Genomic DNA, 24,177 nt, shown 5'->3' with positions numbered 1-24,177 from the left:
TCATTTGTAAGCTTACTAGTTTAAATCTCAATTCTGCCAAAAAATAAATAAAAATTCAGGTTTTTCGGAAATTTCAAAAAAAACGAGCGGTGGACAAAAGTAAGAAACACTTTTGTCCACCGCTCGTTGGCTCTGTACGAATAGAAATCGGGTTATTTGATGGGAATCTGAACTTTAAAATCGACTCCACGCGGCTGATGATCTGCTACTGTCAGTTCACCTTGGTGTTGTTCAACGATCTGTTTAGCAATAGCAAGGCCCAGTCCGTATCCACCAGTTCCTTTAGACCGCGAGTGATCTTCTCGGTAGAAACGTTCAAAGATCCGTTGTTTCTCTTGATTGCTGATAGAAGGACCAGTATTGATCACATGGATCGTCCAGTCTTTGTGTGTCGTACTGGAAGTAAGGATGATCTGATCGCCAGCTTGTGTATATTTTAGCGCATTGTCTAAAAGGATCACTAGTACCTGATGGATCTTTTTAGCATCCACTTGCACGTTTGCATCTTTACCTAACTCACAGGTGAAACTTTTTTCATCGATTTTTGCCATTTCTGCAAATGGTTTGACTAGTTCGGTTAAAAATGTTGTCGACTGGATCACCGTTTTGTCAATCGTTCGTTCATCTGAGTCATTTCGTGCAATCGTCAATAGATCAGAGGTTAGTCCTGTAAGTCGCCGTGTTTCAGCAAGTGCTTGCGCAATACTTTCCGATTCATCTAGGATCGTGTGATCTGGCTTCGTAAAAAGATGTTCTAAACTATTTTGAATGATCGTCAAAGGTGTTCTTAATTCGTGGGAAGCATTTTCTACGAATTCTTTTTGACGGCGCCATGATGCCAAGATAGGGCGCATACTTAAATTTGATAAGTAATAACTGATAGCGATCGAGATCAGCCAAAAAAACACCATGCAAGCAATCATGATCGTTCGAAAATTAGCGAGTGAATTCTTGATCTGATTCGTATTGGAGAGCACTTGGATATAGGCTACTTCTCCTTGATCTGAACTCGCTTTTTGGGTCACTGAACGAAAAGATAACGGTGCTTCCGAACCTTCTGATTTTAGTTCGATGGACTGGATCGTACCGAGATTTTTCGTGTCGAGCTTCAATTCTTCCAGCTGGTTGAATCGTCCCCCTATAGCATCTTTATTTAGGATGTCACCAGAAGCAGACCAGAGAACGATCTGTGTGTTGAAACGATCCCCTATAGGTCCTAATTGCTGCGACGAATTTTCCTGTCCAGGAGGGGAGACATTCAAAAAAGGATTGCCTTGTTGATAACGGGCAATTTCAAGCTGGACCATTCGAGAGTCGGGCTCTATTTTTTCCAGTGAAAGATCCGTTTCTCGATAAGCGGATTGGTTCAAGACTTGGAGCGTGATCAAACCTAATAAAAAGAAAATCAGGGCAAAAGCTGTGACGTTGGCTAAAAAAAAGCGCCTACGCTGTTTTCGAGAGATACTCCCGTTCATCAAATCACTCTCCTTGCATGATATAACCGACATTCCGTAATGTTCTGATTTCTTTGTCGAGTCCTGTCTGACGCAGATGTTTACGTAAATTACTCATGTAGACCTCGACGACAGTGATCGTCGTATCCGAATCAAATCCCCAGATTCGGTCAAAGATCTGTTCTTTGGTAAGAATGATTCGCTGGTTTTGTAAAAAGTAAACAAGTAGTTCAAATTCTTTTCCTTGGATCGGCAAAACCGTTTCAGCAAAAGTAACAGTATTTTTGTGTAGATCACAAATCATTCCTTTGTATTCAAACGTATTTTCGTCGAAGAGGCCTAACGACCGTTTTAGTAGAGCTTTGGTCCGCATGAGCAACTCTTCACGGTAAAAAGGTTTAGTCAAATAATCGTCTGCGCCGCGTTCAAAACCTTGGATCTTATCGTCTAAGCCATCTTTAGCAGTCAAAATCAAAACTGGGGTCTTTATTTTTGCCTTTCTGGCAAGTGCTACTACTTCATAACCATCCATTTCAGGCATCATCAAATCAAGGATAGCTAGATCATAGACGCCACTTTCTAATTCATAAAGTCCCTCACTGCCATCATATACTTGTGTGATATCGCCAATGCCTGAAAGAATTTCTTTGATGTTGTCAGATAATACACGATCATCTTCGACTATTAGTAATTTTATCATTCGTTCACCTCATTATAGTTGGTCTTCTCAAGTTTATCATGGATACCATAAAAAAAACTTAAAGCCCGTTATTTCTATAAATATTCGATAAAATACCTTCTATTCGTTCTGATCTTACTCTATTTGACTAAGAGGAGGAAGTCAGAAAATGTGGAAGAAAGGCTTCAAAAAAGAGAAAAACTAAAAAATTTATTTTTTTCAGAATATATCAAGTGACAAAATGTCACTCGAGGGATATACTTTCATCTGTAGTGACAATTTGTCACTTGGAAGAAATTGGTTAGAGGAGGAAGAAAGATGTTTTTAGCAATGAAAGAAATGCGGTATGCGAAATTACGCTATGGTCTGATCATCGGCATTATGTTTTTGATCGCGTACGTCGTTTTCATGCTGTCAGGACTGGCGAGTGGACTTGCCGAAGAATTCAAAAAAGCCATCGATGATTGGGGAGCCCAAGAAATCGTCTTATCAGAAGATGCCAATCAAGTATTTGCCGCTTCACAATTGACCAGAGGGGATCTTGACCACGTCGATGCAAAAGAAAAAGCACCGATTGGCTTATATAGTGGGGCAGTGAAAGGGAAAAACAAAGAAAATGTCGCTGTTTTCGGAACGACGAATGATGCATTTTTACTTCCCAAAATAACAAAAGGTCAGATGTTTACCAAAGAAAATGAAATCATTATTTCTCAAAATCTGGCGGAAGATACGTATAAGGTTGGAGATAAATTGAAGATTGGCAGTTATGATCAGGAATTAACGATCGTTGGGATTTTCCCAGAAACGTACTATACTGTTTCTCCAGTGATTTATACAAATTTAGCCACTTGGACCCACCTGAAATTTGGTGATCAGCCATTTGCTTCTGAAAGTCAGGCACCAATCAATGCCATCGTGACAAAAGAAAAGGCTACGATCAATCAGGATGCTGCGTCTAAAACGCTCCAAAAATTAGCGATCCCAGAATTTATTGACAGTTTACCTGGGTACTCTGCACAGAATATGACACTTAACGCAATGGTTTATTTCCTATTCTTAGTCGTTGCGGCAGTTGTAGGGATCTTTATGTACGTGATCACTTTACAAAAGACAGCAATTTTTGGCGTGATGAAGGCACAAGGCATCCGCAATGCTTTTATTGCAAAATCATTGATTGCTCAATCATTTATTGTAGGGGTCATCGGTGTGGTCTTAGCAGTAGCATTTGCTTATCTTACTAGTTTGATCTTGCCAAGTGCGATGCCATTTGCGATCTTCTGGAATCAATGGCTACTATATAGTGGCGTTTTGATCGTAGTTGCTATGCTCGGCGGCGTATTTTCCGTTCGGACCATTGCAAAAGTTGATCCAATCACGGCAATAGGAGGATAAGAAGATGAAAGATATTTTAACGATGAAAAATATTGTCAAAAAATTTGGCAAAGGGCACACAGAAGTAACCGCCTTGAAAGACATCAACTTTACAGTGAAGCAAGGAGAATTTGTCAGCATCATCGGACCTTCTGGATCAGGGAAAAGTACCTTCTTGACGATTTCGGGTGGATTGCAGAATCCAACATCAGGAGAGATCACGATTAACGGGCAATCGTTTTTGAATCTATCAGAGAAGAAACGGGCGGATCTCCGTTTTAAAGAAATTGGGTTCATCCTTCAAAGTTCCAATCTGATTCCCTTTTTAAAAGTCAAAGAACAGTTTTATCTAGTAGATAAGGTCAGCCATCAAAAGAAAGCAGAAACAACGATCGATGAGTTGCTGAAATCGCTGGATATCTATGAATTGAAAGACAGCTATCCAAAAGACTTATCTGGTGGAGAAAGACAACGTGTAGCAATTGCTAGGGCACTGTTCAATGATCCTAGCCTGATCTTAGCAGATGAACCAACTGCAAGCCTTGATACTGACCATGCATATGAAGTGGTGAAATTATTGGTGAAAGAAGCGCATGAAAAACAAAAGGCCACTGTTATGGTCACACATGATGCGCGAATGATCAAATGGAGCGACCGTGTGTATCGCATGAAAGATGGCTACTTGGTGGAAGAAGACATGGCGGACATAAAATAACGAAAGGAGTTAGCTGATGCCTAAAGAAACCTTTCTAAACTTGGCTGAAGAAAAGCGACAAGCGATCATCAACGTCTTACTAAAGAACTTTTCAGAACAGCATATCAGTCAAGTCAAAGTCTCTGCTATCGTTTCAGGAATAGGAATGTCTAGAGGGGCATTTTATAAGTATTTCGAAGACCTAGAAGATGCCTATCGTTTTACTATCTCCTATTTTTCCGCACAGATCCACCGAGATATCCTACAGTATATCGAGAAAGATAGCCAAGATTTTTTTCTTGGGATCGAAAATTATCTTGGGTGGTGTGCTACATTGAAGCCTGGGAGCAATTACTGGCAAACAATCAAATTATTGACCGAAAGCACCGATTTAAATAACCACCGAAGAAGGGATATCCCGGATGATTCATCCATGTTGAAGGAATGGTACAGCTTATTGGCTGCCAATCACTTTGCAATTGACTCCAAAGATGAGGCCTTGAGTTTTCTTTACTTCACGATGGACCTAACAATGGATACGCTAACTGATTTTATCGCAAATCGGTGGAGCAAAGACCAATTGATCCAAGAATTCCGTTTCAAAAGAAAGTGGCTAGAATCAGGAATTAAATAACTTAATACAATAAAAGTAAGACGGAAGATTCTGAAAACAGTTTGCGTTGTTCTCAAAATCTTCCGCCTTTTTTGTGAAAAATAATTTGTTTATTGCTACTAGTGTTCTACGTTAGGAAATAATCTGAAGATTGAAAAATATGAAAGAATGTCATAATCCAAATAGATTGATCAAATCATCTTCATCACTGAATGAAATACTATCATCAATCAATAAACTTGGTATTTGCGTATTGGTAATGGGCTGGTTCGACACGACTAGATCATAGTTTGTCAGATCAAATGACTTTAATTGTTCATCTGTGATCGCATCTGTGATCGAGCGCACGCGATGTACAGCCAAGACATCGCTGACGTAAGACTCAACATAACGACTATGTTGGATGCCTAGGTCACTAACGACCAATATCCGCTTCGTGACTAATGACTGATTCGCATCTGGATTAATGACTAACATCCAAAAAACATAACTCGATAAATAATTCAAGAAATCGGTATCCAACAAGGTAGAAAAAAACTGTAATTCTGCTCGTAAGCGTGCATAAAGTGGCGTGTGTCTAACTCGTATTTGTTCCGCAAAAAAAGTGGCACGATACGTCAGATGTGTCGTGTCAAAAGGAAACAGACGAGAAAAAAAATAAATGTTAGTCAATAAGTGAACGATGAAATCCAGATTGTCTGAATCCCACTCAGCCGTTTTTGAAAATACACAAATTTGTAAATTTCTCTGTATTTTATCTCTGATATCTTTTTGCTCTGAAAAAGAGAACTGTTGAAAAATAGAACGAGTAAAATAATCTATAACTTTTTCATAACTATCATAATTCAGATTAGTTAATTCTTTTTTTAAAAGTAGATAGTCCTTATTCTTCAATTCATGCATGTTTCGCAAATCCTTAGATGGCATATGATCCAAGTAAAATCCTTGTGTTTCCCGCATTAGATGCACCATGAAATACATAATATAAAAAGACTGTTCATACGTACTCCCTTGACCGCATAAGCTTATTTGGCAGTGATTTCTTTCCATGATGTCTTTGACCACCGCTTTATCGATCGTATAGGGAAGTTCATGACGTCCATAAAAATTCAAAAAGAAAAAGGTAACAAATATTCTCAATTGGATCTCGCTTTTTTGACTGGTTAATTGAAAACCTTGATCAACAATGATTTTCAATAAATAAGACTCTAAGATCTCATTACAGCGTTTTAGCTTGCGCGTAAACGAAGAGCGACTGATTGAGAGGGTCTCGCAATAGTATTCGATCGTTTGGCCAGGATTCATGATGATCTCATGTAGCAACTGGCTGTTCGTTGAGCTTTGTGCCATATCCATCAAAACATCTAGGTAAATTGCTGCATTAAAATGTTCGATCCGATAGCCTAATTTCCTTGATGTTTCGATCGTCACTTTCGTTCCCCAACGAATTTTGATCTCTTCGATATAACGAATAAATGTTGACTCAGAGCTTCCAATTTCTTTTGCAAGTTCTTTTTTTGTCATCCACTGGTCAGAAATGGACAACACTCGGATGATTTGCTCCATTTTTCTATAGTTTTCTTCCAACAACCTGATCATAAGTTTTCTCCCTCAACCCTTTTATATAATCAAACTCCCATCGAATAGAGGAATCAATTCCACAAATGAAACTACCCAGTCTGAAAATTGGTGTGATTATCTTTTGAACCATTCGTATAATAACTATCAGTTTATAATAAATAAAAAATAAGAGCAATTATTTATTTTAATCTCATCGTTTTTACATTGGAGTAGATGAAAAATTAAATTAGGAGGGGAAGAATGATTACTTTAAAAAAGAGGTTAGGGATAATTTGTGTGCTATTTTCATTAGTTTTCTCTTATTTTATTCCTGTTGCTGCGATGGCTGAAGTATCAACTGTCTTTGATATAGCATCAGCTAAAATCACAACTGAGAATGAAAACAGCCATTATTTGGATTTGGAAGTAAATGTAAATAATCAGACGGCGGAAAAACAAGAAAAAATAATTGGTCTAGGAACGAATTATTTATCTCTCACAGATCCTACGAAAGAAGAGGGCTATTCGTACCATGTAGACAGTCAAGGAATCACGCTACAAATCGAGCCACATATTCGTCAGTCTATTCGTTTATCCTTAAAAATCGACGAAAAATCATATACAAACAAAGCAAATGAACTCTTGGTAGATGACAAAAAAATACCAATTACACCGTTAACACAAGGAGAAGAGGCAACGAAGACAACAACTAGTGATGCCAATTCTGCACCTAGTTCTTCTACAGAATCTGCCACAACGGAAACGACCGCAACAGATTCACAGGAAACGAATCACTCTCCAGCTGTCAAACCTTTCAGTTTGCCAACTCTAGCCGCAAATGGCGCACCCCTAAGAGTGAATCAAACTATCCACGCAGATTATACAACAGACGCTCAAGGAACTTATCCAACAGCTAGTTGGCAGCCAGCGGGCAACACTGATGTTTTGAATCATCAAGGAAATAGAAATGCCAGTGACCAATGGGATGGTGTAAAAACATGGGATGGCGACCCAACAAATAAAACCAATTCATACATTGAATATGGCGGAACAGGTAACGAAGCTGATTATGCTGTTCGTAAATTTGCGGAAGAAACAACTACTCCAGGGCTCTTTGATGTTTACTTGAACGTCCGAGGGAATGTCCAAAAAGAAACAACACCTTTAGATATCGCCTTAGTTGTTGACTGGTCAGGCAGTATGAATAACAACAATCGGATCGGTGAAGTCCGTGATGGCGTCAATCGTTTCGTAGACACATTAAGCAATAGCGGCATCACAGATAAAATCAGCATGGGCTATATCGGCTATTCAAGCGATGGCTACAATAACGGTTCTGTTCCAATGGGGCCATTTGATTCAGTCAAAGATCAAGTGAAATCTGTGACACCTTCCAGTACTAGTGGAGGGACATTCACACAAAAAGCATTGCGAGATGCCGGAACTATGCTTTCTACTCCGAACGGTCATAAAAAGGTCATTGTTTTGCTGACTGATGGTGTGCCAACTTTTTCATATAAAAACCAAAAAGTATTTACAGAATCAGATGGTAGCTATTATGGTACAGAATTTTCAAATAATGAGGAAGGTTCTGGGAGCACCTCTAGAATTTCTCCCACCTATAATGTTGATGACCAAAACGGCAATCGAAAAACGATCAATAGTACATTCATCGCCACGATCGGTGAAGCAATGGCACTGAAACAACGCGGTATTGAGATCCACGGCTTAGGTATCCAGTTGCAAAGTGACAATCAAGCGAACCTTTCCAAAGCACAAGTAGAAGCCAAAATGAGACAAATGGTCTCAAGTGACCAAAATGGCACACTTTATTATGAATCTGCAGATCATGCATCAGATATTTCTGATTATTTAGCTAAAAAAGCGGTCCAAATATCCGGTACAGTCGTTAATGGGGCAGTGACAGATCCAATTGCTCAACCATTTGTGTATCAACCCAATACGTTAAGCGTAAAAAGTGTAGGAAGTAAACAACTGACAGTGACACCATCGATCCAAATGGATGGCACGACTATCAAAAGCAATCAAATCTATTTAGGTAAAGACCAAGAGATCCAAATCCATTACCAAGTACGTATCCAAACAGAAAGTAAAAACTTCAAGCCGGATTATTGGTATCAGATCAATGGCACCACAACGTTCCAACCATTATCTGATTCAAGCGAGATAGCAGAATTTGGTATTCCTTCAGCGAAAGCACCTGGCGTCAAACTAAACTTTACGAAACAATGGGAAGAATTCGACCATGATAAAAGTAGTCGACCAGATCATGTAACGTATGAAGTGAAACGAACCCAAACGATTGATCCCAACAGTTGGCAAACAGGCTTTGTCCAATTGAATAAACCAGCTAGTGACACAGGGGATACATGGACACGAAATGATGTCACCCAACTTTCTGAAACAAGCGGAGCTGGCTATCAAGAAAACCTGTTCTTACCAAAGTACAACAATCAAGGGAAAGATTTTACTTACCAAGCTATCGCGGAACTTGATGTGCCTGGTTATACCTCAGATATGCTGAACAACACGACTTGGAAAAACATCAAACAGTTTACACCATTGAACTTGAAAGTAATCAAACAATCATCTTCAGGTGAACAACCTCTAGAAGGGGCTGTTTTTCAATTGAAGGGTGGGACACTTGATGTAACACTGAAAGATAACCATGACGGCACTTATTCTTTACCAGACAACGCACGGTTAGACAAAGGGGAAACCTATACTTTGACCGAACTAAAAGCCCCACAAGGTCATGAGTTGTCTCAGAAACAGACTTGGACGATCAAGGTATCCGATGAAGGAAAGGTGACCATTGATAATAAAGACACGTCGATCAAAGACAATACGATTACACTTACGGTCACGAATCAGTTCAAAAAGATCCCAATAGGCATTCGCAAGTATACGACCCAAGAAGGAAAACAAGTCAATCTAGCAAAGGCAACTTTTGATTTACAGAAAAAAACAAGCACAGGAAACTACCAGACAATAGCCACAAAAGAGACAGATGCTGCCGGGTTGGCCTTATTCAGCGCTAATGATCCTGGAGAATATCGAATCGTAGAAACCAAAGGACCAGAAGGCTATGATACGATTCCTGGTAACTATATGTTTACGATCGATAAATATGGGGAGATCCACTATGACGGAAACAATGTTGAAACAGCAGATCAGTGGACATTAACACATGAAAATCACTTAAAATCCTTTGACTTGACCGTTCACAAAAAAGAAGACAATGGAAAAGCATTACCTGGAGCAAAATTTCGTTTACAAGGTAATGGTGTGGATATCGAATTGCCAAAAGATGGACAACCAACAGACACCTTCCTATTCGAAAATCTACAGCCAGGTACGTATATCTTGACAGAAACATACACGCCAGAAGGCTATCAAGGACTGAAACAGAGTGTGAAAGTCGTGATCCAAGAAAATGGTACAGTCATGATTGATGGCACTGCAGTGAAGAATGTCTTAGTTGATGGAGAACAACATAATCAAATCAGCTTAGATGTCACGAACCAAGCAAAAGTACCGCTACCTGAAACTGGTGGCTCCGGCCGCCTTGGCATCTATCTAATAGGACTTATTGCTCTAGGTCTTTCAGGTGTTTATCTCTTCATGAGAAATCACGGAAAGGGCGTGATGAAATGAAAAAACTAAAATGGCTCGTTCTTTGTTTGATTCCATTCTGTCTCTTTAGTTTCCCAAAGGAGAACCAGGCACAGAGTGAAACACGCACTGTTCAATTCACTCTGCATAAATTACTTTTTGAAAATGGAAAATTACCAGAGACTCAACTAAACACCGGACAGGAGCAAACTTTTTTACAGAACTATCGAGGATTGAATGATGTGACCTTCGCCGCTTATGACGTGACTGATACGTTCTATCAACTGAGAAGAGACGGAATGAGCGTGGAAGACGCGCAACAAAAAATTGCTGCTCAAGGTGCTAGCACAGGTAACCAAATAGCAGAACAAGTGACCCAGACAGTGGGAAATGAAGATGGTATTGCTAATTTCCAACTGCCAATCAAAGACAACCAAGGGCGTGATAGTGTCTATCTCTTTGAAGAAGTGAAAGCACCAGAAATAGTCAAAGAAAAAGCAGCCAACCTTGTTGTTGCTCTACCGATCAATGATGCAGACAACCAAGAATTGGCAACCATTCATTTATATCCTAAAAATGAAGAAAATACCTATCCAGCACCACCTTTTGAAAAAAAAGTTGAAGAAGGCAAACGTGATTTTGCGATAGGTGACAAGATCAATTATTCATTGAATACGACTATACCTGTGAATCTTCTCGATTACAGCAGGTTCAAAATCAGCGATCAAGGAGATGCCGCGTTGACACTTCTACCTGAAACAATCCGTCTTTCTATCAACGGCCAGAAAATGACAGAAGGCTATCGCTTACACACAGAATCAAATGGATTTACGGTCGATTTTGATCTTACATTCTTACAGAAATACGTTGGAAAAGCACTCAAACTCACGTACCAGATGTGTTTGAACGATAAAGCAATTCCAGATGAAACAATCAATAATGAAGGAAAATTAGACGTTGGTTCTTCTTCATACATTGACAAAGCTGTTGTCTACACAGGCGGTAAACATTTCATCAAAGTAGCCAACGAAAATCAAATAGGTTTAGCTGGTGCCACCTTTATCGTAAAAAATAGTGAGGGAAACTATCTATCTCGCAAAAGTGGACATACTACATGGACAACGAAACGTGAGGAAGCTACTACAGTCACTTCTGATAAAGACGGGAAATTTTCGATCATTGGATTTGCTTATGGAAACTATCAGTTAGAAGAGGTCCAATCACCAGTTGGGTATATCTTAAATAAATCCCCGATTCTTTTCGAGGTAACCAAATACAGCTATCAGCAATCTGGAAAAGAAACAGCCCCTTTAAAAGTTATAAATAAAAAAGAAAAGGGAAAAGGATTCTTGCCTAAAACAAATGAACAACGAAGAACACTATGGTTTGTCGTAGGGCTTGGTATGATTTTATTCGTTGTAAGTATGCTTATCAAAAGAAAAATAGGAGTGAAAAAATGAAAAAGAGAATTGTAATAAGTGCATTATTGTTGATCGTTCCGATCCTAGCAAGTTGGTTTAGCGCGGCAGATGTTTATGCAGCTGACACGTCAGCACAAGTCATCATCCATAAGAAAAAAATGACCGATCTACCAGACCCGCTGATCCAAAACACAGGGAAAGAAATGAGCGAGTTTGATCATTATCAAGGATTGGGTGATGTGACATTTTCAGTTTATGATGTCACAACAGAGTTTTACGATCACCGCAACAATGGAGAATCAGTAGATGACGCGAAACAAGCGGTGCAGTCTTTGACGCCTGGTAATCCAATTGCGACAGGTGTAACAGATGCAGCAGGAAATCTTACTTTGTCTTTACCAAAAACACAAAACGGAAAAGATGCCGTATACGTCATCAAAGAACAGCCAAAAGCTGGGGTCATTCGAGCAACAAACATGGTGATTGCTTTCCCAGTTTATGAAATGATCAAACAATCAGACGGTTCTTATAAATATGGGACAGAAGAATTGAACACAGTGCATGTCTATCCTAAAAATACAGTAACTAGTGACGGTACGTTAGTTGTCAAAAAAATCGGTACAGCTGAAAATGAAGCATTGAACGGCGCAGAATTCATTATTTCTAAAACAGAAGGGGCCATAGTGAAATATATCGAAGGTGTAAAAGACGGCCTTTACACTTGGACTACAGATAAGAATGCCGCAAAACATTTCGTGACTGGAAACGCCTATGACATCGGTAGTACAGACTTCACTGAAGTGGCAACAGATAAAGGGAAATTGACAGTAGATAGCCTAGAAGTAGGTTCTTACATTTTGGAAGAAGTCAAAGCACCAGATAACGCAGCGTTGATCGACAATCAAACAAAAACGCCATTTGAGATTATCGAAGAAAGTCAAACACCTGTTGAAAAAACCATAAAAAATGATACGTCACACGTTGAAAAAACAACGCCTCAACTAGATGGAAAGGATGTTGCTATCGGAGAAGATATCCAATATGAGATCTCTGTCAATATTCCACAAGGGATTGCCGATAAAGAAGGAACAGCAAATAAATATACTAAATTCAATTTAGTCGATACCCATGATGCTGCTTTGACCTTCAGTAACACACCAACTGGTAAAACTGGATACGTCTTATATGATGGCAACACGATCATCGATCAATCACACTATACTGTAACAGAACAAGGAAACGGCTTTACAGTCGCAGTGGACCCAGCTTATATTCCTTCTTTGACACCAGGAGCTACATTGAAATTCACTTATTTCATGCATTTGAATGAACAAGCTGATCCAACAAAAGGATTTACCAATGAAGCAAATGTAGACAATGGACACACTGAAGACAAAACACCACCAACAGTGGATGTCGTAACTGGTGGAAAACGGTTTGTTAAGATCGATGGAGATGTTTCTGCTGATGAACCTTTAGCTGATGCAGAATTCGTTGTCAGAGATCAAGATTCAGATAGTGCAAACTATTTAGTGATCGACCCTCAAACAAAAGCAGTCAGCTGGACAACGGCAAAAGATCAAGCAACAGTTTTCACTACGAAAAAAAATGGTTTGATCGATGTTACTGGTTTGAAATACGGAACGTATTATCTTGAAGAAATAAAAGCACCTGAAAATTATGTACCGTTGACGAACCGCATCTCATTTGATGTAAACGACTCATCTTACCAAACAACTGGAGAACTGGTTTCACCAGAAAAAGTGCCTAACAAACACAAAGGAACACTTCCTTCAACTGGTGGCAAAGGGATCTACCTTTATATCGGTATCGGTGCGGTACTTCTTGTAATTGCAGGTATCTACTTCACAAGAAGAAAAAGTTATTAATCGAATTCTTGAAAGGAAGTCAAGACAAAAGTCAGGTTTTTCGGAAATTTCGAAAAACCTGACTTTTGGACACCGTTTATTCGGAATTAGCGTCTGTAGCAAAACTGATTTTTAGATTTGTCCCAGACTCCACTAAATAAGCCAGAAATCAAGAAATTTGTTTTTTCAAATTTTTGAGATTTCTGGCTTATTTACGAAATGAATACTTCTATTACCGTTATTTATTCAGATTTTTTAGATAAAAGAAAAGAGATTTTTCATGCTACAGATTTTTATAAACGAAAGGAGAGAAGTATGAATAAGAAAAAGAGAAGATTCTGGGATTGTCTCATGCTTCTAGTGTTACTCGGAGGTATTCTTGCATTAGCCTATCCTTTTGTCAGTGATGCGTTGAATAATTATTTGGATCAACAAGTAATCAGTCATTATCAGAAACAAGCAGCCTCAGAAAACAAAGAAAAGATGACACAAATCCAAAAGAAAATGGAAGAAAAAAACCGACAATTAGCAAAAGAAGGCAATAACCCGGGAGCAGATCCTTTTGAAAAGACAAAAGAGCAACCAGAAAAAGCAGATGATACCTATTTGCAAAAACATACGTTGGGAATCTTGACGATCCCTAAAATCAATGTTCGGTTACCTATTTTTGATCAGACTAGTGCAGTACTTCTGGAAAAAGGTGCATCATTGCTTGAAGGTACCTCCTATCCAACAGGCGGGAAAAGCACCCACGCAGTTCTTTCAAGTCATAGAGGATTACCCCAAGCAAAATTATTCACTGACTTACCGAAATTAGTACTTGGGGATACCTTCTTGATTGAAATCAACAAAAGTATCCACGCATATCAAGTCGATCAGATCAAGACCGTCGAACCAACAGATACAGATGATTTGAGGATCGAACCGGACAAGGATCTTGTTACACTCTTGACTTGTACGCCTTATATGATCAATAGCCATCGACTATTGGTTCGCGGACACCGGATCCCTTATTCTCCAGAACAAGCAGAAAATGCAACCAAAAAAGTACAAAACCAGCAACAGCTCTTTTTATTACTACTGATTGGAACACTTTTACTTATTGTTGGACTAATCACTTATCTCGGCTATCGTATCTGGGGGAACCAAGTGATTCGTCACACTAAATATCCTTTGTCTTTCCAACTACAAAACGAAACAATCCAGTCAATTACGATACAAAGCTTGAACAAAAAGAAGCCTTCCAAAATCAACGTGACACCAAATGAAGAAGGACAAGTGAATGAAATGCTATCAGGCGGAAAATATGCTATTCTTTTTGATAATGGTGGGAGAATCCGCGCATCCATCAGACATCCTAAAGACAAACAGTTCCGATTGAAACGACAAAACAATAAAGTAGTCATTCAAAGAACCAAAAAAGAACCTTATATCTATTACATCAAATGATTCTATGAATAAAACCATGGAATAGATGGGAGACTAACATGGAAGTACTCGAATTATGGGAAAAATTTGTAACGATGCATCCTGAAGCTAAAGACAGCACATATGAGGTATGGGCTTTCGGGAGCAATCCGTCGATGGCAGATAGTTTACTTGCCTTAGTGTTGGAGGGGAAAAAGACTGGAACCTGTTCTGCCAAAAAGTTATTTGACTACGACGATGAACCACTTCCCAAGGAAAAAGAATACAGTATCATCCTGGATGGCAAGAGCCAACCCAAGGCAGTCATCCAAACAATAACTGTAGACGAAATCGCTTTTTGTGATGTTCCAGCCGATTTTGCTTACCTTGAGGGTGAAGACGATCGTAGTCTTGCGCAATGGCGCTATGCCCATCTGAACTATTTTCAAGAGGTGTTTCATACCTATGGGCTGACCTTTACGGAAAAAGAAATCCTCTATTGTGAAACATTCCGAGTCTGCTATCGTGCTTAACAGTTATCGATCAGATATTTTGATCGAAGGATAAAATCTTTTTATACTTTACCCTTTAGAGTTTTCCTTTTTTATGTAGGGTGCTAAGATTGAAGTGTATAAAAGAAAAGGGATGACACAAATGAAAAAAATCATTATATTTGGCGATAGCATCGCTGCAGGACTTTTTGAAGGAGAAGTCATACACGCCTTAGATCAGCAGCTTTTGAACACGCTGCGTGCGTTAGGGTTACCAGATTTTACTATAACCAATCTAGGAAAAAGAGGTGATTCTACGACTAGCGCTTTGGAACGATTGACACAGATTGACCAAGAATTAACCGCTGATTATGTCGTTTTGAACATTGGCATCAATGACGCAATCAACGATCGTAAAAACAAAAAAGCATTTCAAGAAAATCTGTTGGACATCATAGATCAATTTAAAGACAGTCGGATCATCTTAGTAGGACCAAGTTATGTAGATGAAAAGATTAAAACTCAGACAGATCCAGTCATCCTAGTGGAATACACCCAACTAGCTAAAAAAGTAGCGGAGCAAACCGCTAGCGAGTTTATCGACTTCTATCAGTATGAACGTTCTTTCACTGATCCAACGATCTATTTACAATCAGACGGATTACATCCATCACAACTTGGCTATCATTTTTTAGGTTCGCTGATTGCGCAGTTGATCCAAAGAAACGAGCAACAAAAATAAAGCGAAAACTAGCTCCTGCTGATTGGCAAGTGGTTTTTATCACTTCCAAGACAAGCGGGAGCTAGTTTTTTATTGACGGTACTCCTTCAATAACCCATGTTGGATCAATTGTTGCTTTTCTTTCAAGTTTAAAACATTCGCCGTATAATTTTGGGCATACATGATCGAATATAGCGTATTTAAAACATAATCAAAAGCAATCTGGGAAGAAAAAGTAGCGACTTTTACAAAATCCAACTCGCCTTGAGAGATTACGAGACACATGCTCGCCTTTTTTGCCATTTCAGAATGCTCGTTTCCTGTCAGAAGAAGGGTGGGTGTCCCTACATGTTTCAAGTAGGACATGATTTTCTCATAGTGGTGGATTCTTCCACTATAACTAATAAAAACAGCACAATCTTCTTTAGTTAGATTCGCAGCATTCCAAGACGAATCACTATATTCTTCAGCCAAGATCAAGAACTTATTTAGTTTGACCAATTTATTTTGGAATTTCCTTGCAGTGATCTGGGAATCTCCTTTGGCAAAGACAAAAATCCGCTTCGCCTGTGTCAATTTTTCCGCAATTGTATCTAATGGCTGATCTTCAATTTGTAGCTGTGCCTTCTTCACAGCCTGAATCGATAATTCAGCCATTTTTTTCGCTATCGTTGCTCCATCATCTTGCTCTGAGAAAGGGAAATTCGCATCGATCGTTTGATCAAATTGCGCTAGTAATTGATGGACCTCACGCCCTAATTCCAAGCGAAATTCTTTAAAACCGGTAAATCCTAATTTTTTACATAGCCGAATGATGGCTGAATGAGAAGTATAGGTCGCTTTAGCTAGTTCCTCGATAGTCATATAGACGGCAGCTTCAAAATTTGCTTGCAAATAATCAGCAATCCGTTTCTCCGTTGTCGTAAATGTATCTTGGCGAATCAATTTATCTTCAATTAACATTTCAATCACCTTCCAACTCTATCATACTGAAAATCCACGTGTTTGACTATCCAAATCAAAAATGTACGATTAAACATATTTGTCACCGTGCGAAGAGATTTTCCTGAGTTACTGAACATTTTTACCTGTTTGTCCTGAAAACAACCAACGCTTGCGATTTCCTTGTATACTCACAGTATCTACTAAGGAGGGATAATTATGCTAACAATCGCATATTTAGGTAATGGAAAAAGTACCAATCGTTACCATCTGCCATTTTCACGAAAACTAACCGATAAGATCAAGATCAAAAAAATCTTTTCCCCATCAAAACCAGTTTGGGAAACATTTGACGATATTGAATATACAAATCAGCTATCTGATCTTTGGGATGATCCCGAGATTCAATTGGTCGTTATCACTACGCCTAGTCAATTCCACTATGAGTACGGAAAAATGGCTCTTGAAAAAGGCAAAAACGTATTAGTCGAAAAACCATTTGCAGAGACGTCAAAAGAAGCAAAAGAATTGTTTGCGTTAGCGAAGGAGAAAGGGCTATTCATCCAGTGCTATCAAAATCGCCGCTTCGATTCCGATTTTCTCACGGTTCAAAAAGTGATCGAAAGCGGAAAACTTGGTGACATCTTAGAAATCGAAATGCATTATGATTATTTCAGACCAGAAATCCCAGAAAATACTACTGAATTTTCAACAGCGAATAGTTATCTTTATGGCCATGCGTGTCATACAGTAGATCAAGTCATTTCTTACTTTGGTGAACCAGATACGATCCACTATGATGTTCGTCAATTATTGGGTAAAGGACGTATGAATGATTATTTCGACCTTGATTTTTATTATGGTACGATGAAAATTTCAGTCAAATCCAGTTATTTCCGAATCAAGGAGCGCCCTAGTTTTGTCGTCTATGGAAAAAAAGGCATGTTCGTCAAACAAACGAAGGATCGTCAGGAAGAACATTTAAAAATGTTCTATATGCCTGACAATCAAGACTTTGGGATCGATTTACCTCAACACTACGGCACTTTGACTTATATAGATGGCGAAGGAACCTATCATGAAGAAAAAGTCATTTCAGAGATTGGTGACTACAGCCGTGTATACGAAGGCATCTATGAAACATTGATCAATGGTGCAGAAAAAATCATAAAAGACGAAGAAACCTTGCTTCAAATGAACATCTTGGAAGAAGGAATCAAAGAAATCCAGGAAAATGAAAAAAGCACTCACTGATGCCACATTTTGTTTCGTAATCAACGAATAAAAGGGAACATTTCTAATACTCACAATCAAACACAGAAAATGAGGTCGAGACAAAAATCGTTTACGTTTGAGAAATTGGAGGAAAAACGAACAATGCGTTTTTTGTATTGTTCGTTCTTTTTTGGAATTTCCGAAATCCTATGAAAATGTCTGTAGGAAGAAATAGCGATATGTACAGAACTTTTCTCTGCCGGTCACAAAAAAATAAAATCAGTTAAGATGTTACAAATGCTACGCAGATTTTTTGGATTGTTTTTTATAGAAAAAAAGAAACATCCTGATTGCTGATTTTAAAAAAAGAAAGAAAAGAAACCCTTTTCTATTCACATATTTTGACAGTTATTTTATTCTTATGTACTATAAAGAAAAGAAAGACTAGGAGGTAGAACTATGACAAATTACAATGGGGAAAAGGGAAAACGTCTGAGAGGTTCAATGGCGCCTAAATCAGATGATGAAGTAGCATTGGCTGGAACAAATTCTGGCGAAACAGAAGAAAAACAAGAAGCATTATCTGGTACAAACTCCGGCGAAGAAAAAGAAGTAGCATTATCTGGATCAAATGCTGTAGAAGAAGATGAACCAACAAAACCTAATCGTTTCGAAAATGAAGTAGAGAAACTGACAGATGAAGTCAAAGAAAAATTTGAAGAATTGACTTCAAAAAAAGAACACAAAGGCTAATTGTGTGATACTTTCTTTAAAGAGTGTTTAAATCAAAGCAATAGAAGTCGCAGACCCAGAAGCAAAAAAATGGGTCTGTGGCTTTTTTACTGTCAGCGATACAATTCGGTGCCATATTGCTTAGAACTAACAAATCCTATTGTTTTTTGACCTCAAAAATGATGACCAAAATTAAAAAAACACTTTTTCCTGACTTAGAAAAAAGTGTTAGTCGCTTAGTTTCTTTTTATATTATGCTTTAAGATGTGAAACCAAATTACTATTCTCAACTCAAACTAGGAGGCATTATATGGAAACCTTTTGGCAACAAACAATCAAATCAGGTGTCGTAGCACAGACTGATCTATTCAAACGATTCTCTGACTATTTATCCGATCATTTAGTGTTTATTTTAGGCGGACTCGCAGTAATCATTATTGTCACACTGTTACTTAGTAAAAAAATGACAGCAAGTGGACCAGCAAACAAAAAATCATCAGGAAAAATGACGACAAAACAAGGGCAATACAAAAAATACAGATAAACGTAACTAAACTAGGGGAGGTAGTACAGCGATACAGCCTCTTTTTTATTACTTATAGGAGAAAATAAATGGATCTACTTCTGGCATTCTTATTTTATCAAGATGGATTACCACCCATGAATCATCTAGCAGAATCCTATGCTTACTTTTTCCTCTATATTCTGCGGTATGGTTTTTCAGCCTTTTTTGCTATGTACTTATTTATTGTGATCCTTCGTGCCTTTATGAAGTATTTAAAAGGGCAACGCCACCGAAAACATCAACGAAAGTTTAAAAAACAACTAGCAGAAGCTTATAGACAACAAGAACAAACACTACTCGAAAATGCAAAAAATAAACAAAAGCCCTAATAAAATAACCGATTCAACAGGAGGAGAGAACAGTGAAAAAGTTCATATACCCGATCCACAAATTCTTTCGTACGAAGACTTATCAAAAACTAAAAGAACAAAAAGAAATGAGCAGTTTCAATAGCTCGATAAGTAACTCCAGTAAAGAAACTCTTAGATCTATGTCCACCGATACAAGCTATCTTACTATAAGCTCAAATTCTTCTCTACATGCTAGAATTACTCATGCAAAAAAGAATAGGCAAGGAATGATTCAAAGAATAGCATCGATGGAAGACCTGCATGCTACTATTGGTAAAGAACAGGCGATACATACTGGGAAAAGAAGAAGTTGGGAACGTACCCAGACAATCTAGTTGAGTTTTTCTATAAATAAAAATTATAGTAAGTATAACTTTCATTATATTGATAAATGACATAGTCGGCATTATAATTTTCATGAAAATAACATAAGAGATGAAAGGGAGCGTGTTATATATCATGAAAAAAACAAGTAGAAAAGTAGTCATTGTTGGTACTGGTTTTGTTGGGACAAGTATTGCTTATGCAATGATCAACCAAGGAATTTCTAATGAACTCGTTCTAATCGACGTGAACCAAGAAAAAGCAGAAGGGGAAGCATTGGACCTTTTAGATGGTATGGCTTGGGGAGAAGAAAATGTCGCTGTTTGGTCAGGAGATTACAGCGAATGTTCAGATGCAGATCTAGTCGTTATCACCGCAGGAGTAAACCAAAAACCAGGACAAACTCGTTTAGATCTTGTTAAAACAAATTCAGTCATCATGCGTGACATTGTCAAACAAATCATGGGATCAGGATTTGACGGGGTATTAGTTGTGGCATCAAACCCAGTGGATATTTTGACCTATATCGCTTGGAAAGAATCAGGATTACCAACTTCACGTGTTATTGGTACTGGAACTACGCTAGATACTACTCGTTTCAGAAAAGAAATCGCATTGAAATTAAAAATAGATCCACGAAGTGTCCATGGGTATATCTTAGGTGAACATGGGGATTCAGAGGTAGCTGCATGGTCACATACAACAGTCGGTGGAAAACCAATCATGGAATTTGTTGAAAAAGATCACCGCCTCGAAGAAGCTGATTTAACGATCATTGCAGATAAAGTAAAGAATGCTGCATATGAAATCATTGATCGTAAGAAAGCCACTTACTATGGGATTGGGATGAGTACAGCACGTATCGTCAAAGCTGTTTTGAACAATGAACAAGCTGTATTGCCAGTTTCAGCTTATTTGACTGGTCAATATGGAGAAGAAGATATCTTTACAGGTGTTCCTTCAATCGTCGATGAGAATGGAGTACGTGAAGTAATCGAGTTATCTATCACAAAAGATGAAAGAGCACAGTTCCATAAATCCGTTAGTGAATTACGAAATGTTTTGAATACTGTATTATAAAAAATGATTGCAAAGAATATGCTTTTGAAAGTCGGGATATATTACTTATCCCGGCTTTTTTTATAGAACAAATTATTCTAGCATTTGAAATTATCGTTTCATTAATCCGTTTTCCAGACTATAAAATAAAGATATGTCTACATATTGACCGTTGCAACCTAAAAACTGGAGAAGGGAACAAACAACGTGGATTTTAGTTGGATAAAAACGATGTTCAGCGATTTGGACGAGCATTCTATCAGTACAAAAATCATATTTATCCTTATAACGATTGCTACATTAGGTTATGTTTTGCGAATGATCATTCCTTTAATCTATGCAATAATTGATATTTTTAATGAATTATTTGCTTTTAAGAAACGTCATAGATACAGAAGTTTAGTAAAAAAAGGAATGCAAAAACAGAAAAAAACGATTGAGGATAATTTCGAAAAAGGAAAAACTGATTCAAAAGAATTTAAGAAAAGTTATTCTAAAACAAATTAATCGGATCAATCAATAGAACCAAGTAGTTAAGAGGGGGATCTATGGGAATTAGTATAATTAACGAAACAGTCATAAAAATAGGAGGTATCGCCTTTTTATTATGGTTCGCCACTTTCATTATGATTGTACTAGCCATTTTTTGGAAGCGAAAAAAAGGAACATTCAGTTGGGAAAAGAAGACAGGAGCAGCCATCACACCTTTAGTTATTGCTTTAGTATTATTGATCATATTAGCCGTCTATATTTCGTTGATTTTCTATCATGCATTTGTTTATCGATTTTAGCTTAAATTGCTTTTCTATACGCGAAATTGAAGGGACCAACATCAAAGAGAATGGCAATGCTCAAAAAATAAGTTCAGGATACCCGTAGTGACCTTTATAGGCGAATATTTTTGGAACGTTTTACTATTCTCCTAAAGTAGTTATAATTGAAGGAAATACGTTATTAAGGAATTTCTCCTTCTAAACTAAAAGAGAATAGGTGAGGAACAATGTCTATGGATAGTTACTCTGATTTGTTAAAACTAACAAATGAAACGGAAAATAGCTACTGGTATAAAAAATCAGTACCTGAAAATACTACACTTCTTTACGAAGGAGAAGTAGCAGATAAAATCTATTTTATTAAAAAAGGAGCTCTTCGTCTTTGGAATAACGATGACGGAAAAGATATCACGTTTCAGTTTTTCTTTGAAGGGCAAATCGTCGCTTCTTATGAAAGTTTTCATCTTGGGAAACCAAGTATATTTACCATTGAAACAATTGAAAATACTGATTTATTAGTCTTAGAAAAAAGAAAACTGGAGCATTTATTAGCAGAATCACCTGATTTAATACATCTGATGATGAATCAGTTATCGGAACGTTTTATCGCTTATACCGAATATTTCTTATCAAGAATCAAAGAATCCCCAGAAAAAAGATATATTTCATTGCTCGAAAAAAGACCAGAACTAGTACGACGTGTACCAGATCATTATATTGCTTCATTTTTAGGGATCACGCCGGTCTCTTTAAGCAGAATAAAAAAGAGAATCAAATCGTAGAATTATCTTTTGTTAATTACAGTTATATGATTTCCCTGTATTCTTTAGTCACAAAAGAAAAAGGGAGATCGAAACGAATATGAAAACATTGATTATCTATAACCATCCATATGAAGGAAGTTACAATCACGCCATTCTGGAATCAGTAGTAAAAGGAATCTCAAGAGCTCAAGGGAAATATGAAGTCATTGATCTAGATAAAGAGAACTTTAACCCTGTGATGACTTCCGCTGATCTATTAGGGTTTGTAAAGCATCAAGCAGTTGACCCTATTGCTATAAGCTATGCAGAAAAAATCAAAGAAGCAGATTATCTGGTCTTTATTTTCCCGATTTGGTGGGAAATGATGCCAGCATTAACAAAAGGGTTTATCGATAAAGTCATTTATCCAGGATTGACTTATGACTACAAAGAGAATGGGATAAGTATGGTAAGTCTTTTACCCAAATTAAAGGCCACAACAGTTATTACAACGATGAATACACCTAAGATCATGTACAAATTAACCTATGGGAATGCCTTAAAAAAAGCACTTATAAAAGGGACATTCAAGAAATCAGGTATGAAAAACGTGAACTGGATCAGTTTAAACATGGTCAAAATGAGCAAGGTAGAAAAAAGACAAAAATGGCTAAAGAATATTGAACAGAAATTCGCAAACATGTAATTAGGATAAACAAAGATTGAGGTAAAAGTGTTTTTTACTTTTATCTCAATCTTTTTAATCACTTTAAAGGAAGGAGCAACTCTGTATATACAAGCATTGAATATGTAATCGTTCACAAAGTCAATATTTATGAGGTAAATCGTTTTGGTCACAAATGGTATACTCAAACATTGATTTTTAAGCTTCCAGAAGATAAAAAACGTTTGTTTTCTTATCATGTGACAAATAAGATTGATATTTCCCATTTGAACAAAGGAGACAAGGTCATGCTAAATCTTCATGTTTTTGGGAAAGGCCGTTCAACTTATTTTAAACCAGAATTTTGTGTAGATGGCATACTATTAATTGAATAAGTTTCAAGTATGACTAATATAGGACAAAAAAGCTGTTTAGATAATCAAGATCCAATACCAATACATAATTAATTTAGATGCGGATGACTGTACACACAAAATACAGCTTAAAACCGAACAAATGAACAACAATTATAAAATTGTTGCTGCGCAAATCATTAACAATAATTTATTCTAAAAAATTTTTCACAGAATACGATATAATTTCAACTATTTGAAAAATAAAATCTTGGAATATGTAACGAACAAATCAGAAAATTTTTCTAGCAAATAAAGATTTACGAGTAGAAACAGTGCAAAATTTTTTTATAATTTTGAATAAGACAAAAATAGCAAATTTTGGTTTAAATTGGTATGAAGTAGGTTTGATTTCACATTGAATCTACTCCTGAATAGTAAAATAAAGCGCAACAAACCTCCACAAACTTATATTGATGCTCGTTATTTAATATGATACGATTTGCCTGCATACTGCAGGGAGTACGATTTGATTATGAACA

At 37.5% G+C, this 24,177-nt stretch carries 21 protein-coding genes and 1 pseudogene; 18 read left to right on the top strand and 4 right to left on the bottom strand.

Going from position 1 to position 24,177, the window contains the following annotated elements:
- Positions 1-152 precede the first annotated feature (152 nt).
- Positions 153-1,475, bottom strand: coding sequence for a sensor histidine kinase (locus tag CJZ72_RS11755; protein ID WP_095443862.1), 1,323 nt, complete (start codon positions 1,473-1,475; stop codon positions 153-155).
- Positions 1,476-1,479: 4 nt separating this feature from the next.
- Positions 1,480-2,154: a response regulator transcription factor gene (locus CJZ72_RS11750; protein ID WP_081133578.1), complete on the bottom strand. Its 675-nt coding sequence runs from the start codon at positions 2,152-2,154 to the stop codon at positions 1,480-1,482.
- A gap of 297 nt (positions 2,155-2,451) precedes the next feature.
- Here CJZ72_RS11750 and CJZ72_RS11745 point away from each other — a divergent pair, with 297 nt between their 5' ends.
- From CJZ72_RS11745 to CJZ72_RS11735, 3 genes are read left to right on the top strand one after another with little or no spacing between them, the layout of a single operon-like run.
- Positions 2,452-3,525, top strand: coding sequence for an ABC transporter permease (locus CJZ72_RS11745; RefSeq protein WP_095443861.1), 1,074 nt, complete (start codon positions 2,452-2,454; stop codon positions 3,523-3,525).
- Positions 3,526-3,529: 4 nt separating this feature from the next.
- On the top strand, positions 3,530-4,219 hold the full coding sequence (locus CJZ72_RS11740; protein WP_081133576.1) for an ABC transporter ATP-binding protein: 690 nt from the start codon (positions 3,530-3,532) through the stop codon (positions 4,217-4,219).
- Between the two features lie 16 nt (positions 4,220-4,235).
- Positions 4,236-4,832, top strand: a complete 597-nt coding sequence (locus tag CJZ72_RS11735; RefSeq protein ID WP_005877714.1) for a TetR family transcriptional regulator — start codon at positions 4,236-4,238, stop codon at positions 4,830-4,832.
- 150 nt (positions 4,833-4,982) lie between these two features.
- Here CJZ72_RS11735 and CJZ72_RS11730 read toward each other — a convergent pair whose 3' ends face one another.
- Positions 4,983-6,410 carry a helix-turn-helix domain-containing protein gene (locus CJZ72_RS11730; protein ID WP_095443860.1) on the bottom strand — a complete coding sequence of 476 codons (1,428 nt, stop codon included), beginning with the start codon at positions 6,408-6,410 and terminating at the stop codon, positions 4,983-4,985.
- A 222-nt stretch (positions 6,411-6,632) separates the two neighbouring features.
- Between CJZ72_RS11730 and CJZ72_RS11725 the strand changes: the two genes are divergently transcribed.
- From CJZ72_RS11725 to CJZ72_RS11700, 6 genes and pseudogenes are all read left to right on the top strand, one after another.
- The gene (locus CJZ72_RS11725) at positions 6,633-10,049 is read left to right on the top strand and encodes a SpaA isopeptide-forming pilin-related protein (protein ID WP_157728890.1); all 3,417 of its coding nucleotides are present in this window, start codon (positions 6,633-6,635) and stop codon (positions 10,047-10,049) included.
- Entirely contained in the window at positions 10,046-11,467 is a 1,422-nt protein-coding gene (locus CJZ72_RS11720; protein ID WP_081133574.1) for a SpaH/EbpB family LPXTG-anchored major pilin, read from the top strand. Before CJZ72_RS11725 ends, CJZ72_RS11720 begins: the two co-directional genes overlap by 4 nt.
- The gene (locus CJZ72_RS11715) at positions 11,464-13,317 is read left to right on the top strand and encodes a SpaH/EbpB family LPXTG-anchored major pilin (protein ID WP_095443859.1); all 1,854 of its coding nucleotides are present in this window, start codon (positions 11,464-11,466) and stop codon (positions 13,315-13,317) included. The genes CJZ72_RS11720 and CJZ72_RS11715 overlap by 4 nt, the downstream gene beginning before the upstream one ends.
- A 294-nt stretch (positions 13,318-13,611) precedes the next feature.
- Positions 13,612-14,311: pseudogene (locus CJZ72_RS11710) on the top strand (class C sortase); the annotation flags it as partial.
- A gap of 472 nt (positions 14,312-14,783) precedes the next feature.
- Complete coding sequence (locus tag CJZ72_RS11705) at positions 14,784-15,236, top strand: ASCH domain-containing protein (protein WP_073490767.1); 453 nt, start codon at positions 14,784-14,786, stop codon at positions 15,234-15,236.
- 121 nt (positions 15,237-15,357) lie between these two features.
- A complete protein-coding gene (locus tag CJZ72_RS11700) occupies positions 15,358-15,936 on the top strand; it encodes an SGNH/GDSL hydrolase family protein (RefSeq protein WP_081133572.1) in 579 nt (192 codons plus the stop codon).
- A 69-nt stretch (positions 15,937-16,005) separates the two neighbouring features.
- Here the strand turns inward: CJZ72_RS11700 and CJZ72_RS11695 are convergent, their stop codons facing one another.
- Positions 16,006-16,878, bottom strand: coding sequence for a MurR/RpiR family transcriptional regulator (locus CJZ72_RS11695; protein ID WP_081133571.1), 873 nt, complete (start codon positions 16,876-16,878; stop codon positions 16,006-16,008).
- 198 nt (positions 16,879-17,076) lie between these two features.
- On the opposite strand from CJZ72_RS11695, the gene CJZ72_RS11690 reads away from it, so the two are divergent.
- The 9 genes from CJZ72_RS11690 to CJZ72_RS11645 all read left to right on the top strand — a co-directional run bounded on the left by CJZ72_RS11690 (position 17,077) and on the right by CJZ72_RS11645 (position 23,324).
- A complete protein-coding gene (locus CJZ72_RS11690; protein ID WP_005877732.1) occupies positions 17,077-18,111 on the top strand; it encodes a Gfo/Idh/MocA family oxidoreductase in 1,035 nt (344 codons plus the stop codon).
- 420 nt (positions 18,112-18,531) lie between these two features.
- Positions 18,532-18,825 carry an rRNA processing protein gene (locus CJZ72_RS11685; protein WP_081133570.1) on the top strand — a complete coding sequence of 98 codons (294 nt, stop codon included), beginning with the start codon at positions 18,532-18,534 and terminating at the stop codon, positions 18,823-18,825.
- A gap of 289 nt (positions 18,826-19,114) precedes the next feature.
- Entirely contained in the window at positions 19,115-19,348 is a 234-nt protein-coding gene (locus CJZ72_RS11680; protein ID WP_005877736.1) for a hypothetical protein, read from the top strand.
- A gap of 68 nt (positions 19,349-19,416) precedes the next feature.
- A complete protein-coding gene (locus tag CJZ72_RS11675; RefSeq protein ID WP_081133569.1) occupies positions 19,417-19,698 on the top strand; it encodes a hypothetical protein in 282 nt (93 codons plus the stop codon).
- A gap of 480 nt (positions 19,699-20,178) precedes the next feature.
- Positions 20,179-21,123 carry an L-lactate dehydrogenase gene (locus CJZ72_RS11665; protein ID WP_005877741.1) on the top strand — a complete coding sequence of 315 codons (945 nt, stop codon included), beginning with the start codon at positions 20,179-20,181 and terminating at the stop codon, positions 21,121-21,123.
- A 186-nt stretch (positions 21,124-21,309) separates the two neighbouring features.
- Positions 21,310-21,609 (top strand): hypothetical protein, encoded by a 300-nt coding sequence (locus CJZ72_RS11660; protein ID WP_081133566.1) that lies wholly within the window; start codon positions 21,310-21,312, stop codon positions 21,607-21,609.
- A 41-nt stretch (positions 21,610-21,650) separates the two neighbouring features.
- Positions 21,651-21,893 (top strand): hypothetical protein, encoded by a 243-nt coding sequence (locus tag CJZ72_RS11655; protein WP_081133565.1) that lies wholly within the window; start codon positions 21,651-21,653, stop codon positions 21,891-21,893.
- Positions 21,894-22,108: 215 nt separating this feature from the next.
- The gene (locus tag CJZ72_RS11650) at positions 22,109-22,657 is read left to right on the top strand and encodes a Crp/Fnr family transcriptional regulator (protein WP_095444047.1); all 549 of its coding nucleotides are present in this window, start codon (positions 22,109-22,111) and stop codon (positions 22,655-22,657) included.
- A gap of 79 nt (positions 22,658-22,736) precedes the next feature.
- Positions 22,737-23,324: an NAD(P)H-dependent oxidoreductase gene (locus CJZ72_RS11645; protein ID WP_081133564.1), complete on the top strand. Its 588-nt coding sequence runs from the start codon at positions 22,737-22,739 to the stop codon at positions 23,322-23,324.
- Positions 23,325-24,177: the final 853 nt, after the last annotated feature.

It is taken from the genome of Enterococcus durans, from assembly GCF_002277935.1.
Lineage (GTDB): Bacteria > Bacillota > Bacilli > Lactobacillales > Enterococcaceae > Enterococcus_B > Enterococcus_B durans.
This window is presented reverse-complemented; position numbering and strand designations above follow the sequence as displayed.